15 protein-coding genes and 1 tRNA gene are annotated in these 15,018 nt (G+C 61.7%); 7 read left to right on the top strand and 9 right to left on the bottom strand.

The window, feature by feature from the left end:
- Nucleotides 1-5: 5 nt before the first annotated feature.
- The gene (locus tag LVY71_RS00415) at nt 6-764 is read right to left on the bottom strand and encodes an NYN domain-containing protein (protein ID WP_235099970.1); all 759 of its coding nucleotides are present in this window, start codon (nt 762-764) and stop codon (nt 6-8) included.
- Nucleotides 765-997: 233 nt separating this feature from the next.
- Between LVY71_RS00415 and LVY71_RS00410 the strand changes: the two genes are divergently transcribed.
- From LVY71_RS00410 to ptsN, 7 genes are all read left to right on the top strand, one after another.
- Nucleotides 998-1,612, top strand: coding sequence for a ribonuclease D (locus tag LVY71_RS00410; RefSeq protein ID WP_235097237.1), 615 nt, complete (start codon nt 998-1,000; stop codon nt 1,610-1,612).
- A gap of 189 nt (nt 1,613-1,801) precedes the next feature.
- The gene (gene lptC / locus LVY71_RS00405; RefSeq protein ID WP_235097236.1) at nt 1,802-2,494 is read left to right on the top strand and encodes an LPS export ABC transporter periplasmic protein LptC; all 693 of its coding nucleotides are present in this window, start codon (nt 1,802-1,804) and stop codon (nt 2,492-2,494) included.
- Between the two features lie 53 nt (nt 2,495-2,547).
- Nucleotides 2,548-3,222 carry an LptA/OstA family protein gene (locus tag LVY71_RS00400; protein WP_502797564.1) on the top strand — a complete coding sequence of 225 codons (675 nt, stop codon included), beginning with the start codon at nt 2,548-2,550 and terminating at the stop codon, nt 3,220-3,222.
- A gap of 145 nt (nt 3,223-3,367) precedes the next feature.
- Complete coding sequence (gene lptB, locus LVY71_RS00395; protein WP_235097235.1) at nt 3,368-4,477, top strand: LPS export ABC transporter ATP-binding protein; 1,110 nt, start codon at nt 3,368-3,370, stop codon at nt 4,475-4,477.
- 208 nt (nt 4,478-4,685) lie between these two features.
- The gene (rpoN, locus tag LVY71_RS00390; protein ID WP_235097234.1) at nt 4,686-6,320 is read left to right on the top strand and encodes an RNA polymerase factor sigma-54; all 1,635 of its coding nucleotides are present in this window, start codon (nt 4,686-4,688) and stop codon (nt 6,318-6,320) included.
- An 86-nt stretch (nt 6,321-6,406) separates the two neighbouring features.
- The gene (hpf, locus tag LVY71_RS00385; RefSeq protein ID WP_235097232.1) at nt 6,407-7,021 is read left to right on the top strand and encodes a ribosome hibernation-promoting factor, HPF/YfiA family; all 615 of its coding nucleotides are present in this window, start codon (nt 6,407-6,409) and stop codon (nt 7,019-7,021) included.
- A gap of 141 nt (nt 7,022-7,162) precedes the next feature.
- Nucleotides 7,163-7,624: a PTS IIA-like nitrogen regulatory protein PtsN gene (gene ptsN, locus LVY71_RS00380; RefSeq protein WP_006023259.1), complete on the top strand. Its 462-nt coding sequence runs from the start codon at nt 7,163-7,165 to the stop codon at nt 7,622-7,624.
- A 201-nt stretch (nt 7,625-7,825) separates the two neighbouring features.
- On the opposite strand, the gene LVY71_RS00375 is transcribed toward ptsN, so the two are convergent.
- From LVY71_RS00375 to LVY71_RS00340, 8 genes are all read right to left on the bottom strand, one after another.
- Entirely contained in the window at nt 7,826-8,086 is a 261-nt protein-coding gene (locus tag LVY71_RS00375; protein ID WP_235097231.1) for a BQ00720 family protein, read from the bottom strand.
- A gap of 50 nt (nt 8,087-8,136) precedes the next feature.
- Nucleotides 8,137-8,562, bottom strand: a complete 426-nt coding sequence (locus LVY71_RS00370) for an Hsp20 family protein (RefSeq protein WP_235097230.1) — start codon at nt 8,560-8,562, stop codon at nt 8,137-8,139.
- Between the two features lie 160 nt (nt 8,563-8,722).
- Nucleotides 8,723-9,823: a sn-glycerol-3-phosphate import ATP-binding protein UgpC gene (locus tag LVY71_RS00365; RefSeq protein WP_235097229.1), complete on the bottom strand. Its 1,101-nt coding sequence runs from the start codon at nt 9,821-9,823 to the stop codon at nt 8,723-8,725.
- Nucleotides 9,824-9,964: 141 nt separating this feature from the next.
- Complete coding sequence (gene ugpE, locus LVY71_RS00360) at nt 9,965-10,813, bottom strand: sn-glycerol-3-phosphate ABC transporter permease UgpE (protein WP_235097228.1); 849 nt, start codon at nt 10,811-10,813, stop codon at nt 9,965-9,967.
- On the bottom strand, nt 10,813-11,694 hold the full coding sequence (ugpA, locus tag LVY71_RS00355) for a sn-glycerol-3-phosphate ABC transporter permease UgpA (RefSeq protein ID WP_235097227.1): 882 nt from the start codon (nt 11,692-11,694) through the stop codon (nt 10,813-10,815). Before ugpA ends, ugpE begins: the two co-directional genes overlap by 1 nt.
- A 239-nt stretch (nt 11,695-11,933) precedes the next feature.
- On the bottom strand, nt 11,934-13,259 hold the full coding sequence (gene ugpB / locus LVY71_RS00350; protein ID WP_235097226.1) for a sn-glycerol-3-phosphate ABC transporter substrate-binding protein UgpB: 1,326 nt from the start codon (nt 13,257-13,259) through the stop codon (nt 11,934-11,936).
- Between the two features lie 238 nt (nt 13,260-13,497).
- Nucleotides 13,498-14,694, bottom strand: a complete 1,197-nt coding sequence (locus tag LVY71_RS00345; protein ID WP_235097225.1) for a CaiB/BaiF CoA transferase family protein — start codon at nt 14,692-14,694, stop codon at nt 13,498-13,500.
- A 248-nt stretch (nt 14,695-14,942) separates the two neighbouring features.
- Nucleotides 14,943-15,018 (bottom strand) — tRNA-Ala (locus LVY71_RS00340).

The raw sequence follows: 15,018 nt of genomic DNA, 5'->3' as shown, positions 1-15,018 counted from the left end.
GCGCGTCAGGACTTCGGCGATCTTGCCCTCCTTGATTTCGCCGGGCTGGCCTTGGCCTTGATTCGCTCCTGTCCGCTCTTCGCTTTCTCAATATCGAAAGCGTCGGTCTTGCGGACGAGATCGCTCAGTTTGGAGCAACCGTAGGTGCGCACGTCGAAATCAGGAAACAGATTTGCAATACGCCGTCCGACGGAACCGAGATTGGCCCATCCAGCCTCCTCGGAGGGAGAAATTGCCTTGAGAAGAAAGGGTACGGCGGCGCTTGGCGGCTCGAGCGGCTGTGGTTGCGAGGGCACTTTTGTTTCCGTCGCCGGGGCGCGGCTCACCAGGTTCTCGGTATAGATGAATCTTCGACACGCCTGACGAAAACTCTCTGGCGTCTTCTGCGCGCCGAAGCCGTAGACATCCGCGCCCTGCTCGCGAATCCGCGACGCGAGACGCGTGAAGTCGCTGTCGGACGACACGAGGCAGAAGCCGTGGAATCGCCCGCTGTGGAGCAAATCCATGGCGTCGATCACCAAGGCGATGTCGGATGCATTCTTTCCGGTGGTATAAGCGAACTGCTGATACGGATCGATGGCGTGCTTTTGGAGAATGCTGATCCACGATTTCAACCTTGGGCTTGAGAAATCTCCATAGATGCGACGCACGCTGGCCTCGCCGAGGCTGGCAATTTCGGCAAAAAGCCCTTCCGCGATCTGCGGCGATGTATTGTCCGCATCGATGAGGACCGCGAAGCGGGGCAGGCGTTGCTCGATGCTCATGTCTGGGCCTTTCATGATCGCCGGACTCCGCCCGATCTTGAGCCTTCCCGCCAAAATTTCAAACGACAGCGCAGGCGGCGGGACCTCGGCTGGCGGCATAGCAGCAACCAGGGTTAACAACTTCTCGGCTTTCGGGGTGATTTGGGGGCCTCTTCCTCTCGTCTGCGGCGGATTTGAGCGGTAGTTTAGGCCTTCGATTCGACCGATCCTGAAAAACGAAAGTCTTGCTGACCATGACCATCCGCCTGCATCGCGGCGATTTGCCGGACCTTTCGCGCTACACGCAGTCGGTTGCGATCGACACCGAAACGCTGGGTCTCAATCCGCACCGCGACCGGCTTTGCGTCATTCAACTGTCGAACGGCGACGGCACTGCGGACGTCGTGCAAATTCCGGCGGGTCACACTGATGCGCCGAATTTGAAAAAGCTGTTCGGCGATCCGAACATCACCAAGATCTTCCATTACGCGCGGTTCGATCTCGCCGTGCTGTTCAACGCCTTCGGTGTGATGCCGCAGCCGGTGTACTGCACCAAGATCGTGTCGCGGCTTGTACGCACCTACACTGATCGTCATGGCCTGAAGGATCTGGTGCGCGAGGTGCTCGGCGTCGATCTGTCGAAGCAGCAGCAATCGAGCGACTGGGGCGCGGCGACGCTCACGGATGCGCAACTGACCTATGCCGCGTCCGATGTGCTGCATCTTCATGCACTGCGCGAGAAGCTCGACGCCATGCTGGCGCGAGAGAGCCGCGAGGCGCTGGCCGCGGCGTGCTTCGCGTTTCTGCCCACGCGCGCGAAGCTGGATTTGCAGGGCTGGGAAAACGACGACATCTTCGCCCATTCCTGATTTTACCATTTGCCGCAACATTCGGCCATTTGCAGCCGTGTTGCCCGGTTTCGGTCACTTTTCCGCTGTTTGCCAAGAGTCCTATGGCGCATCTCATCAAGTGCTTGATGGAGCACGAAAATGCCGGGCTGCAAAATGGGGCGTCATTGCGTAGAATGACGGAACCAGACCGGCGCTTCGGAGCAGACTTTGTATTCGATCCAGGGCCAGAACTATCAGGCTGCTGCGGATGCGCGCTACGCGAAGGCGAGGCGTCACAGCCGCCGCGTGCGTCAGTTGCGCGTGGCGGTGCCGGTGATGGTGGCGGCTGCGATGCTGACCATTATCGGAATCTCGCTTTTCAATCCGTTCAGGATTCTTTCAAAGCTGCCGATCGATATTGGCAAGCTCGGCGTGTCCGGGACCCGGATCACGATGGACTCGCCGCATCTTGCGGGTTTTACGCCGGATCAGCGGCCCTATGAACTCTGGGCCAAGTCGGCGGTGCAGGACGTGACGCGGCCGAACAATGTCGAACTGCACGAATTGCGCGCGAAGGTTCAGATGGAAGACAGGACAGGCATCACCATGGATGCGCGCACCGGTTTGTTCGACACCAAAACCCAGTTGCTCGATCTGAAGGACAGCATCTTCCTCCAGTCCACCACGGGCTATGAAGCGCGGCTGACGCAGGCGACGGTTGATATGGCGGGCGGCACGGTGTCGTCGGATGAACCCGTGGCCGTGAAATTGCTGAACGGTACGCTCGATGCCAATCGGCTCAGAATTTTGGAAAACGGCGCGGTGGTGCGCTTTGAGGGCGATGTCTCGATGATTTTGATTCCGGAGCAGTCGAACGAAGCGCCCGCACAGGCCCCGGCCAAGGACGCCGCCGCAAAATGATTCGCTTTATGACGAAGGGCCACAAGGGTTCCAGCGCAACCGCTCGCGCGCGCATGGCCGTGCGCGTATTCTCGATCGCAATGCTCGCGGTCTCGCTGTACACCGCAACGGAGGCCCGCGCGCAGAGCACGGCAACCGGCGTGCCCAATGCGATGCAGGGATTCTCGCAGAACCGCGACAAGCCGATTCAGATCAATGCCGCGTCGCTCGAGATGCGAGACAAGGACAAGGCGGCGACCTTCAGCGGCAACGTCAAGGTCGTGCAGGGCGACACCACCATGCTCTGCAAGACCCTCGTGGTGTTTTACGACAACGATCAGTCCGCCGACGCCAAGAAGCCGGCGATGAAATCGTCGACGCCGGGACCCAGCGGCAGTTCGTCGATCCGCAAGCTCGAGGCAAAGGGCGGCGTCGTCGTCACCCAGAAGGATTCGACGGTGACGGGTGATCGCGGCATTTTCGATATGCGCGCCAACACGGTCACGATGTTCGGCAATGTGCTGCTGACGAAAGACAAGAACGTGCTGCGCGGCGACCGGCTCGTTGTCGATCTGACCACCGGCGTGTCCCGGGTTGAATCCGACAGCGGGCGTGTGCAGGGCGTGTTCCAGTCGGCCCCCCAGCAGGGCGAAAAGGGAGGCGGCTCTACGCCGTCACCGGCTCCGGGCGCACCAGGAAAGCCTCTTAAACTCAATAGTTTGCCGGTTACGCCTAAGCGCGATGGTTGAACCGCATGCGTCGAGCCTGTATCACCCGGCCCGGACATTTTGGGATGGGCAATCCGCCCGCGCTCCATCATGCTGCGGTAACGATCCGATCGATGTGATAAGGCCGATCTGACAGGCTGGTTTGAAAAGGCTGATTTGAAGCTGCATGGTGGATCTCCTGCGCATCTTTCGTCGTCGAGGCCCGGCGCGTGGACGGCAAGGGTTTGCGCGTTCGCAGCAGGACGGCTTGCGTCAGGACATCACCTCGCTGGCCGCGCGCATGGGCGACATTTTCAAGCCTGCCGCAGGGGAGAAGCCCTTGCCGGCGCGGGAAACATCGCGCGAGACCGCGCCGGTCAGGCGCGAGGCCGTCGCGGCGGGAAGTCCCCGCGAGCCGGCGACGCTTACGCCGCAGGACTCGTCCGCATTCATCCATGACGCGCCGCCGATCCCGCGCAGTCTGCCGCGGGAGTCGTCCAGGGACCAGCCGCGCGAGAGTGCGCCGCGCCCACGCGCGGCAACCAATGGCACCGGGCCGTCCCGCGCGCAGCATGCGGGCTACCTCGCCATTCACGGCGTCGAGAAAAGTTTCGGCACGCGCAAGATCGTGCATGGCGTCAGCATCTATGTCCGGCGCGGCGAAGCCGTCGGCATTCTCGGTCCGAACGGCGCCGGCAAGACCACCGTGTTCTATATGATCACCGGCCTCATCAAGCCGGACCGCGGCCGCGTCGAACTCGACGGCCACGATGTGACGCAGCTGCCGATGTATCAGCGCGCGCGTCTCGGCATCGGTTATCTGCCGCAGGAAGCCTCGATCTTTCGCGGGCTGTCCGTCGAAGACAACATTCGCGCGGTCCTCGAAGTGGTCGAACCCGACAAACGCAAGCGCGAGCGCGAGCTGGATTCGCTGCTCGAGGAATTCAACATCACGCGGTTGCGGAAATCGCCGTCGATCGCATTGTCCGGCGGCGAGCGGCGGCGTGTCGAAATCGCCCGCGCGCTGGCGTCGCGTCCGAGTTACATGCTGCTCGACGAACCCTTCGCGGGCATCGATCCGATCGCGGTCGGCGACATTCAGCAACTGGTTCGGCATCTCACCCAGCGCGGCATCGGCGTGCTGATTACCGACCACAATGTGCGCGAAACGCTGGGCCTCACGGACCGCGCTTACATCGTCTATGCGGGGGAGGTGCTGACCGAGGGCAGTCCGGACGAAATCGTCAACGATCCCGACGTGCGCCGCCTTTATCTCGGCGAAGAATTCCGACTTTAATCCTAGATTTTGTTCTGGATCGGGGAATCCGCCGGAGCGGTGAGGAGGTCAAACGGGCCGGAGGGCACGGTCGCCGCATTTACCCTGATCGGCGATATTGCAGCGCAGCGCGCTCTACTCCAAATTTTCAAAACGTCAAGACGTGTACATCTGTTCGAGAAAGGATTAAGCAAGAAACGGACCAATTTTTGGACCGGAACTGGTTTTTATGGCGCTGACGCAGAGACTAGAGTTCCGCCAGTCGCAGTCACTGGTGATGACGCCGCAGCTGATGCAGGCGATCAAACTGCTGCAATTGTCGAATCTCGACCTGGTGGCCTTTGTCGAGGACGAGCTGGAGCGCAATCCGCTGCTTGAGCGCGCCGATCATGATGGCGCCCCCGACCGGGGTCAGGAGCCTGCCGCTCAGACCGAATTCTCCGAGGGCGAGGATACCGGCTTTTCCCTTGGCAGCGGTGACGGCGAACGCTCGGCGGACGCCTTCGAACCTGGCACCGAGGAGTGGATGGCGCCCGATCTCGGCAGCCGTACCGAAATCGAGCAATCCCTCGACACCGGCATGGAGAATGTCTTTCCGGAGGAGCCTGCTGACGCAGCCGCGCGCTCGGCTCAGGACGCCGCGCCGACCGCTTATACCGAATGGGGCGGCGGGGCATCGAACGACGACGACTACAATCTCGAAGCCTTTGTCGCCGCCGAAACCACGCTCGGCGGTCACCTCGCCGAGCAGCTCGCGGTGGCGTTTCCGGACCCGATGCGTCGCATGATCGGGCAATACCTGATCGATCTCGTGGACGACGCCGGTTACGTCCCCGCCGATCTTGGCGAGGCGCACGAGAAGCTCGGCACCTCGCGCGAAGAAGTCGAGGCAGTGCTTGCGGTCCTGCAGAAATTCGATCCGCCCGGCGTCTGCGCGCGCAATCTGAGTGAATGTCTCGCGATCCAGTTGCGCGAGCGCGATCGTTACGATCCCGCGATGCAGGCGCTTGTCGAAAATCTCGACCTGCTGGCGAAGCGCGACATCGCTTCTTTGCGAAAGATCTGCGGCGTCGATGACGAAGACATCGCCGACATGATCGGGGAAATCCGCCATCTCAATCCCAAACCCGGCCTGAAGTTCGGCTCGGCCAAGACGCAGAGCGTGGTCCCGGATGTCTATGTCCGTCCCGGACCGGACGGCGGCTGGCATGTCGAACTCAACAGCGACACCTTGCCGAAAGTGCTAGTCAATCAGGTCTACTATTCGCAACTGTCCAAGACCATTCGCAAGGACGGCGACAAAACCTATTTTACCGATTGCCTGCAGAACGCGACCTGGCTGGTGCGCGCACTCGACCAGCGCGCCCGCACGATCCTCAAGGTCGCCACCGAAATCGTTCGCCAGCAGGACGGCTTTTTCACGCAAGGGGTGGCGCATCTGCGGCCGCTCAACCTGAAGGCCGTCGCCGACGCCATTCAGATGCACGAATCGACCGTCTCCCGCGTAACGGCGAACAAGTACATGGCGACAAATCGCGGCACGTTTGAATTGAAGTATTTCTTCACCGCCTCCATCGCCTCGGCGGACGGCGGCGACGCGCATTCCGCGGAAGCCGTGCGGCACCGCATCAAACTTCTGATCGACGCCGAAAGTCCCAGCGCCATCCTGTCGGATGATACCATCGTGGAACGATTGCACGCCGACGGGATTGATATCGCACGTCGTACCGTCGCGAAGTATCGTGAAGCCATGCGTATTCCATCGTCCGTGCAGCGCCGCCGCGACAAGCAGAGCATGCTCGGCGCGGCGTTGACTTCTGCGGCGCCCGCCGTGGACCGGTCCCGCGACACAGCAACCGCTTGACTGCGCCGTCAAGAAGCGGAACGCTCCTGTATATCTCCGAACGGCCTGCCCGAACTATATGTCTGAAGAAGTAAGCGAGGAACGACATGACACTCCGGGTCTCTGGAAAAAGCATCAGCGTCGGTGAAGCCTTGCGTGATCGCGTCAGCGACCGCACGGAAGAAGTGCTTCGAAAATATTTCGACGGCAATTATTCGGGCCACATCACGCTCAGCAAGGATGGGTTCGGCTTTCGTACCGATTGCGCGCTTCATCTGGATTCGGGAATCACGCTCGAGGCGGATTCGATGGCGGCCGACGCCTATGCCAGCGCCGACCAGGCGCTGCTGCTGATCGAGAAGCGCCTGCGCCGATACAAGAGCCGTTTGAAGGATCGTTCCTCGCGAAAGACATACGCGGCATCGGCTGCATTTGCCGATCTGAATGGCGCTGCGCTTGATGCGCCGAGCTATGTCATCGAAGCTCCGTCTCACGAAGACGAAGAGGTCCACGAGTTCAATCCGGTGATCATCGCCGAAGCGACCACATCGCTGAAGCGATGCTCGGTGAGTGAAGCTGTGATGGAGCTCGATCTGACCGGCGCGCCGGTGGTGGTTTTCCAGCATGGCTCCAGCGGCCGGGTGAATGTCATTTACCGGCGGCCGGACGGCAATGTCGGCTGGGTTGATCCGCCGGCGATTCCCGAACCGGTTCGCCATTGACGCCCCGTCAGAGCCTAACTATGGTCCGCGACCTTTCAGGTTTGCGGGCCAAATTTGGTTCGAATGGCCCTTGACGCCGCCCGGTCTCAGACCGATTTACCAAGTTGAACAACGACTTAAACCTCATCCTCGGAACGTTCCATGACGATTACCGATCTGGTCGCACCCGAGGCGATTCTTCCTGCCTTGAAGGTCAACAGCAAGAAGCAGGCGCTTCAGGAACTCGCCGCGCGTGCCGCCGTTCTGACCGGACAAAACGAGCGGTCGATCTTCGAAGTGCTTTTGCAGCGTGAGAAGCTGGGAACCACCGCTGTCGGTTACGGCGTCGCGATTCCTCATGGCAAGCTGCCGAAGCTCGACAAGCTGTCCGGCCTGTTCGCGCGTCTGGATCGTCCGATCGATTTCGAAGCGATGGACGGCCAGCCGGTCGATCTGGTGTTCCTGTTGCTCGCTCCGGAAGGCGCCGGCGCGGATCATCTGAAGGCGCTGGCGCGCATCGCACGGCTGCTGCGCGATCAGGACATCGCCAAGAAGCTGCGCGCCTCAAAGGATGCTCAGGCGCTGTATTCGGTGCTGGCGCTGCCGCCGGCCACTGCGGCGTAGTGGATTGTCATTGCCGGGCATAGCCGTTCAAAGACGGCGTCGCTTCGCTCGCCGGCAATCCCTCAGAATCCATTTCAAGAAGATCGATGAATGCGCGGGGCAAGCCCGCGCATGACACGCGCAAAATAAACGTAAAATAAAAACGGCAGCGCCCATCGCGCTGCCGTTTCGTTAAGTGCTCGTCGTGCCGTGTGCCGCGCGTCAGTGAACGCTAACGGTTTCCAGCTCGTTGCTCCATGCATTTGCGATCGCCGCCTCGCGGCTGTCGGTGAGCATGATGGGCGTGCCGTCGGCGGCATGAAGCGCGAACAGCTTCAGGCCCGGCGCGATCTGCGGCGCCTGCGGGAACAGTCCCGGCACGTCTTCCGAGCGAATCTGTTTGACGTAGGCGATATGGCCTTCGCCGAGAGTGGCCAGCGTCTCAAGCGAGACAGCGGGTTCAAAAACAATATTACCAGTCATGGTCTCGACTCCTTGCAGTTGTTAAGCGGTCGAGTCCGCTACTCGTTCCATTATTCGTGTTCATTGATGGCTATCGTCTTAACGACCCGTTCAGGCTCGGGACGAGCCAGATCGATCGACAGCAGGCCGTTCTTCAGGTCGGCGCCGATGACATACATCCCGTCCGCCAGCACGAAGGTGCGCTGGAAGTGCCGCGCGGCGATGCCGCGATGGATGTATTCCCGGGTCTTGTCGTCCTGCTGGCGGCCCCGGATCACGAGCTGGTTTTCCTCAGTGGTTACATCGAGTTGGTCGCGGGTAAATCCGGCGACCGCCAGCGTGATCCGCAGGCGTTCGGGCTGGCCCGTATCACGGCCGCACCGCTCGATATTGTAAGGAGGATAACCGTCTGCACCTTTCACGACGCGATCGAGCGCACGCTCGATTTCGTCGAATCCCAAAAGGAACGGACTCGATAGCGAAGGAACACGAGACATTTACACAAAGTCCTCTCGAAGCGACTTTGAAGGTTGGAGCCCTTGCGGCGCTCTTTCCAAGTTCCCAGCCGCCTTATGGCCGGCCGGTTGAAATGAATATGGCGATTTCCGGGTGCCGTTCAAGAACCCCTTAACCGTCTGTAGACAGGGAATATTCGAGCTATTCCGCCAATCGGCTGCGGCCGTCGGGGCTGAACAGATGCAGCTTGTCGCGGGCCGCCGTCACTTTGATTCGCCCGCCGATGGCAGGCTCGGCCTCGCCGGGCAGACGGACGATGATCTCGCCCGGCGGCAGTTCGCCGGGCCTAGCGCTGACGGCCGGGCCCGCGCCCTCGCGCGTCCGGGTGCCATAGACGAATGTTTCCGCGCCGACCCGCTCGATGGCGTCGACCACCAGTTCGAGCGCGAGTCCGGCGGACGACAGTCCTTGCATCAGCACAAAGTCTTCCGGCCGGACGCCGAGAATAGCATCGCCGGGCACCTCGACTCCAAGACCTTCAAGCAGCGCGCCGAGATCGTTGGCCGCGACCGGCAGCAGGTTCATCGGCGGCGCGCCGATGAAGGAGGCGACGAAGGTGGTGGCGGGCTTGCGGTAGATATCGAGCGGCTTGCCGATCTGCTCCACCACGCCGCCGTTCATCACCACCAGAATATCGGCCAGCGTCATCGCTTCCAACTGGTCGTGGGTGACATAGATCGATGTGGTCTTCAGGCGGCGCTGCAGCTTGCGGATTTCCACCCGCATGGCGATGCGCAGCTTGGCGTCGAGGTTCGACAGCGGCTCGTCGAACAGAAACACCTTCGGCTGCCGCACGATGGCGCGGCCCATGGCGACGCGCTGGCGCTGGCCGCCGGACAGTTGCCGCGGCTTGCGGTCCAGCATCGGCGTGATTTCAAGAATCTGCGCGGCCTCGCGCACGCGGGTATCGATCTCCGGCTTCGGCATGCCGCGATTGCGCAGGCCATAGGCCATGTTGTTGTAGACGCTCATGTGCGGATAGAGCGCGTAGTTCTGGAACACCATGGCGATGTCGCGGTCGGCGGGCTCGATCTCGTTGACCACGCGGCCGCCGATATCGATGGTGCCGGCGGTGATGGTCTCTAGCCCCGCCACCATGCGTAGCAGCGTGGACTTGCCGCAGCCGCTGGGACCGACAAGGACGCAGAATTGTCCGTCGCCGACTTCGAAGTTGATGCCTTTGATCGCATCGACCCCGCCGGGATAGGTCTTCCGGACGTTGTGTAGAACGACGTTAGCCATCGGATGCTCGGTGCATGGGGAAAGGCAAACCGCAAGCAGGGAGCGCTGCGATATTCCCTCCCCACCGCTTTGCGGAGGGAGGGGAGAAACGCGTCATGCACCACTCACTATTCGCTATTCGCCATTCGCTATTCGCCATCTTCACTTCTCGGTCTCGACCAGGCCGCGCACGAACAGCCGCTGCATCAGGATGACGACCGCCACCGGCGGCAGCATCGCCAGCACGGCGGTGGCCATGGCCAACTGCCATTCCGCCAGTTCGTCGGTGGTGGTCAGCATTTTCTTGATGCCGGTCACGATGGTCTGCATCGAGTCCTGCGTGGTGATCAGCAGCGGCCACAGATATTGATTCCAGCCGTAGATGAACTGGATCACGAACAGCGCGGCGATGGTCGTGATCGACAGCGGCAGCAGCGTGTCCTTGAAAAAGCGGAACGGTCCGGCGCCGTCGATCTTCGAGGCTTCCAGCAGTTCTTCGGGCACGGTCATGAAGAACTGCCGAAACAGCAGCGTGCCGGTGGCGGAGGCGATCAGCGGCAGGATCAGCCCGGCATAGGTGTCGAGCATGTGCAGGTCGGCCACCACCTTGTAGGTGGGATAGATGCGGACCTCGACCGGCAGCATCAGGGTGATGAAGATGATCCAGAAGGCGGTCTTGCGGAATGGAAAGCGGAAATAGACCACGGCGAAGGCCGACAGGATCGAGATGAAAATTTTGCCCACCGCAATGCCGACGGCGGAGATAAACGAATTCATCAGCATGTGACCGACCGGCTCGCGGCTGGCGCGTGAGCCGCCGACGAAGATCGCCCGGTAATAGTTGTCCAGGGTGTGGCTGCCGGGCGAGAGCGGCATGTTGCCGGTGACCACCGTGGCGGCGTCGTGGGTCGAGGCAATCACCGCGAGATAGACCGGAAACGCGACGAGAAGCACGCCGAAGGTCAGGACGGCATAGGCGACGAAGTCGCGCAGCGGGCGATGTTCGACCATCAGTACTGCACCTTGCGTTCGACATAACGGAACTGGATCGCGGTCAGCGCGATGACGATCACCATCAGCACCACGGATTGCGCCGCGGAGCCGCCGAGATCGCCGCCGAGCCGCCCGTCGGCGTAAACCTTGTAGACCATGGTCGTGGTCGCGCCCGCCGGGCCGCCGCCGGTGACGGCGTCGATGATGCCGAATGTGTCGAAGAACACATAGACGACGTTGACCACCAGCAGAAAGAACATGGTCGGCGACAGCAGCGGAAACACGATGGTCCAGAACCGGCGCAGCGGGCCGGAGCCATCGATGGCGGCGGCTTCCAGTACGCTTTTCGGAATTGCCTGAAGCCCGGCGAGGAAGAACAGGAAGTTGTAGGAAATCTGCTTCCACACCGCGGCCATCACCACCAGGGTCATGGCGTGGTTGCCGTTCAGCAGCGGATTCCAGTCCAAGCCGAGCAGGCGCAGCGGCCGCGCCAGCGTGCCGAGCGAGGGATGAAACATGAATATCCACAGCACGCCGGCGATCGCCGGCGCAACCGCATAGGGCCAGATCATGAATGTCTTGAAGGCCGGTGCTGCTTTCAGGTCCTTGTCGGCCTGGGTCGCGAACATCAGCGCGATACTGAGCGACAGCAGCGCGACGAGGGTCGAGAACACCGCCGTCGTCAGCATCGCCTTGTAGTATTCAGGTTGCGCGAACAGCGCCTCGTAATTCTCCAGACCGACGAATTCCGAGGACAGGCCGAAAGCGTCTTCGCGCAGAAACGACTGCCAGACGGCCTGGCTGGCGGGCCAGTAGAAGAACACGAACGTGATGATCAGCTGCGGGATCAGCAGCAGGTACGGCAGCAGCTTGTTGTGGAAGACGGCGGATTTGTCCATTCAGGAATGACTCCCCTCCCTCCACCATCGCAGTGAGGAGAGGTTGGGGGTGCGAGGTGTTTCGATGGAAACGCTAAGCGCTCCCTCCCCCCTTGCGGGGGAGGGTTGGGGAGGGGGGTGGCCACAAGCTCTATGCACGCGATACCCCCACCCCCGACCCCTCCCCGCAAGGGGGGAGGGGAGTATGCGCGGCCCTCGATTGCGTCAACGTGATCGCACCTGCTTTGAACTTATCTCATTCACTTCACGGTTTTCTCGAAGGTCCGCAGCATGGCATTGCCGCGGGAGACCGCCGAATCCAGCGCATCCTTGGCGGTCTTCTGGCCGGCGAGCGCGGCTTCGAGTTCTTCCGCCCAGATGTCGCGCATCTGCACCATGTTGCCGAAACGAAGTCCGCGCGAATTTTCCGTCGGCTCCTTGTTGGTCAGTTCCTTCAGCGGCGTCTGCAGCGTCGGGTTCTTTTCGTAGAAGCCGTCCGCCTTGGTCTTCTCATAGGCCGCCTTGGTGATCGGCAGATATCCGGATTCCTGATGCAGCTTGGCCTGACGGTTGGTGTCGGACAGGAAGGTGAAGAACTTGGCGATGCCCTTGTATTCCTCGGGCTTCTTGCCGCCCATCACCCAGAGCGATGCGCCGCCGATGATCGAGTTCTGCGGTGCGCCGGCCGCGTCCGGATAATACGGCATTGGCGCGGAGGTGAAGTCGAACTTCGCGGTGCCCTTGGCGGTGGCGTAATAGCCTGACGAGGTCAGGAACAGCGGGCACTCGCCGGATGCGAAGCGGCTTTCGCTCGCATTGGCGCGGCCGGAATAGTCGTAGGTCTTGTCCTTCTGCAGGTCGATCAGGTTCTGCAGATGCTTGATGTGCAGCGGCGAGTTGAATTTCAGCACGGTGTCGAAGCCGTCGAGACCATTGGCCTTGGTGCCGATCGGCACGTTATGCCAGGCGGAAAACTGCTCGATGACGGCCCAGCTCGCCCACGCGTTGGAAAATCCGCAGGTGGTGTATCCGGCCGCTTTCAATTTCTTCGCGGCGTCGAACACCTGCGGCCAGGTTTTTGGAATCTCCGCGATGCTGGCTTTCTTCAGCGCATCGAGATTGACCCACATCACCATCGACGAGGAGTTGAAGGGAAACGACAGCATGTCGCCCTTCGCGGTCGAGTAGTAACCGGTGATCGCGGGCAGATAGGCCTTCGGGTCGAACGGCTCGTTGGCGTCCTTCATGAGCTGGTAGACCGGCTTGATCGCGCCGGTGGCGCTCATCATGGTCGCGGTGCCGACTTCGAACACCTGGATGATGTGCGGCGCGTTGCCGGCGCGGAACGCGGCGATGCCGGCGTTCATGGTGTCCGGATAGCTGCCCTTGAAGGTGGGGACCACCTTGTAGTCGCTCTGCGAGGCGTTGAAATCCGCCGCGAGCTTGTTGACGATGTCGTTGTTGCCGCCGGTCATGGCGTGCCACCACTGGATCTCGGTGACGGCCTGCGCCGGTGTTGCAAAAGCAATCATCGTGGAAGCGGCGAGGCCGAAGATGGCCTTGAGGCCGGCATGGCGAATTGTCATCGATCATATCTCCCTGAAGCCGTCATCATCGTTTGCGCGGTAACAGCGCCGGATGACGTGCGCGTGACGCCTGATGGTAGTCGGGGAGGGTTGTCCGAGGGAAGTCCTAAATGGCTTCGACCTTGGGCACAGGCGGTCTGGCTGTCGCGATAAAAGCGATCCGCGGATGCTGCGATTGATTGCGGTCGGGGCGACGGTCAAGCGGCCGTCGCCCCGAGTCCCGGTTGTGCTGAGGAAGCTAGCGTTTCCGCTCCCCGACCACCACGCCGGAGGCGCGAAGATCGGCGATCTCCTTCGCTGAGTAACCGAACTCACCCAGAACCTCGTCGGTGTGCTGGCTGAATTTCGGCGGCACGCGGCGCAGGCTGGCCTTGGTGCGATCGAAGCGGATCGGCGAGGCGACGCCCTTGTACCAGTCCTTCTCGATGACATCGCCGCGAGACTTGGTGTGCTCGTTGGACAGCGCCTTGTCGATGGACTGCACCGGACCCGCGGGCAGGCCGGCCGCAAGCAGGCGCCGGCAGAGCGGCTCGGCGTCGAGATCCTTGAGGATATCGACAAGCACCGCACGCAGTTCGTCACGATGCGCGATGCGGTCGCGATTGCGCGCGAAGCGCGGGTCGGTGCCGAGTTCGGGCCGCCCGAGTTCCTTCATCAGCTTGCGGAAAGTGCCGTCGTTGCCCACGCCCATGAAGATGTTGCCGTCGCGCGCGGGGAACACGGCGTAGGGCACCAGATTCGGATGCTCGTTGCCGGTCAGCGCCGGCGGCTTGCCGTGCATGAAGTAGTTGGCCGTGTGCGGATGCATGATGGCAAGGCCGACCTCGTAAAGCGTCGTCTCGAGAAACTGACCCTTGCCGGACCTGGCCCGCTCGGCCAGCGCCATCAGGATGCCGGTGGCGGCATAAAGCCCCGTCGACATATCGACCAGCGCCACGCCGATGCGGGTCGGACCGCTTTCCGGGGAGCCGGTCGACGCCATCAGGCCGACCATCGACTGGATGATCGCGTCGTAGCCCGGATGTCCGCCATGCGGGCCGTCCGCGCCGAATCCGGAAATGCGGCAATGGATCAGCGCGGGAAATTTCGCGCGCAGGAAATCGTTGCCGATGCCCCACTTGTCGAGCGTGCCTGGCTTGAAATTCTCGATCAGCACGTCGGCGGTCTCGAGCATCTTCATCAGCACGGCGCGGCCGCCGTCGGACGCAAGGTCGAGACCGATGGAGCGCTTGTTGCGATTGGTGCCGATGAAATACGCCGCGTCGTCATCGTGGAACGGAGGGCCCCAGTCGCGGGTCTCGTCGCCGGCCGGAGGCTCGACCTTCACGACATCCGCGCCGTGGTCGGCGAGGATTTGCGTGCAGTACGGACCGCCGAGCACGCGCGTGAGATCGATCACGCGCAGTCCGGCCATCGCTCCGGGTTGGGATGTCATCGGGTCAACCTTCGATCAGCGGAAACAGAAGACGATGCCGCAGGCGCGGCCGCCGGCACATTGAAAGAATTCGGCGAGCCGCGTCAATATCGGCACCGACTGGCATCCATGCGCGCGCGTATGCTGCGCTGCCGCGCTGTTCAGAGAGCGAACGCGGTGTCGTATTCGATGGCTGCAAGATATTGGCTGCAAGATACTAGATCGAGACGGTTGAACGCCGAGAGTCTTTCGCGAGTCTCGAAGGAGGATGGTGGAGCCAGGCGGGATCGAACCGCCGACCTCTTGCATGCCATGCAAGCGCTCTCCCAGCTGAGCTATGGCCCC

The organism is Bradyrhizobium sp. G127, from assembly GCF_021502575.1.
Taxonomy (GTDB): domain Bacteria; phylum Pseudomonadota; class Alphaproteobacteria; order Rhizobiales; family Xanthobacteraceae; genus Afipia.
This window is presented reverse-complemented; position numbering and strand designations above follow the sequence as displayed.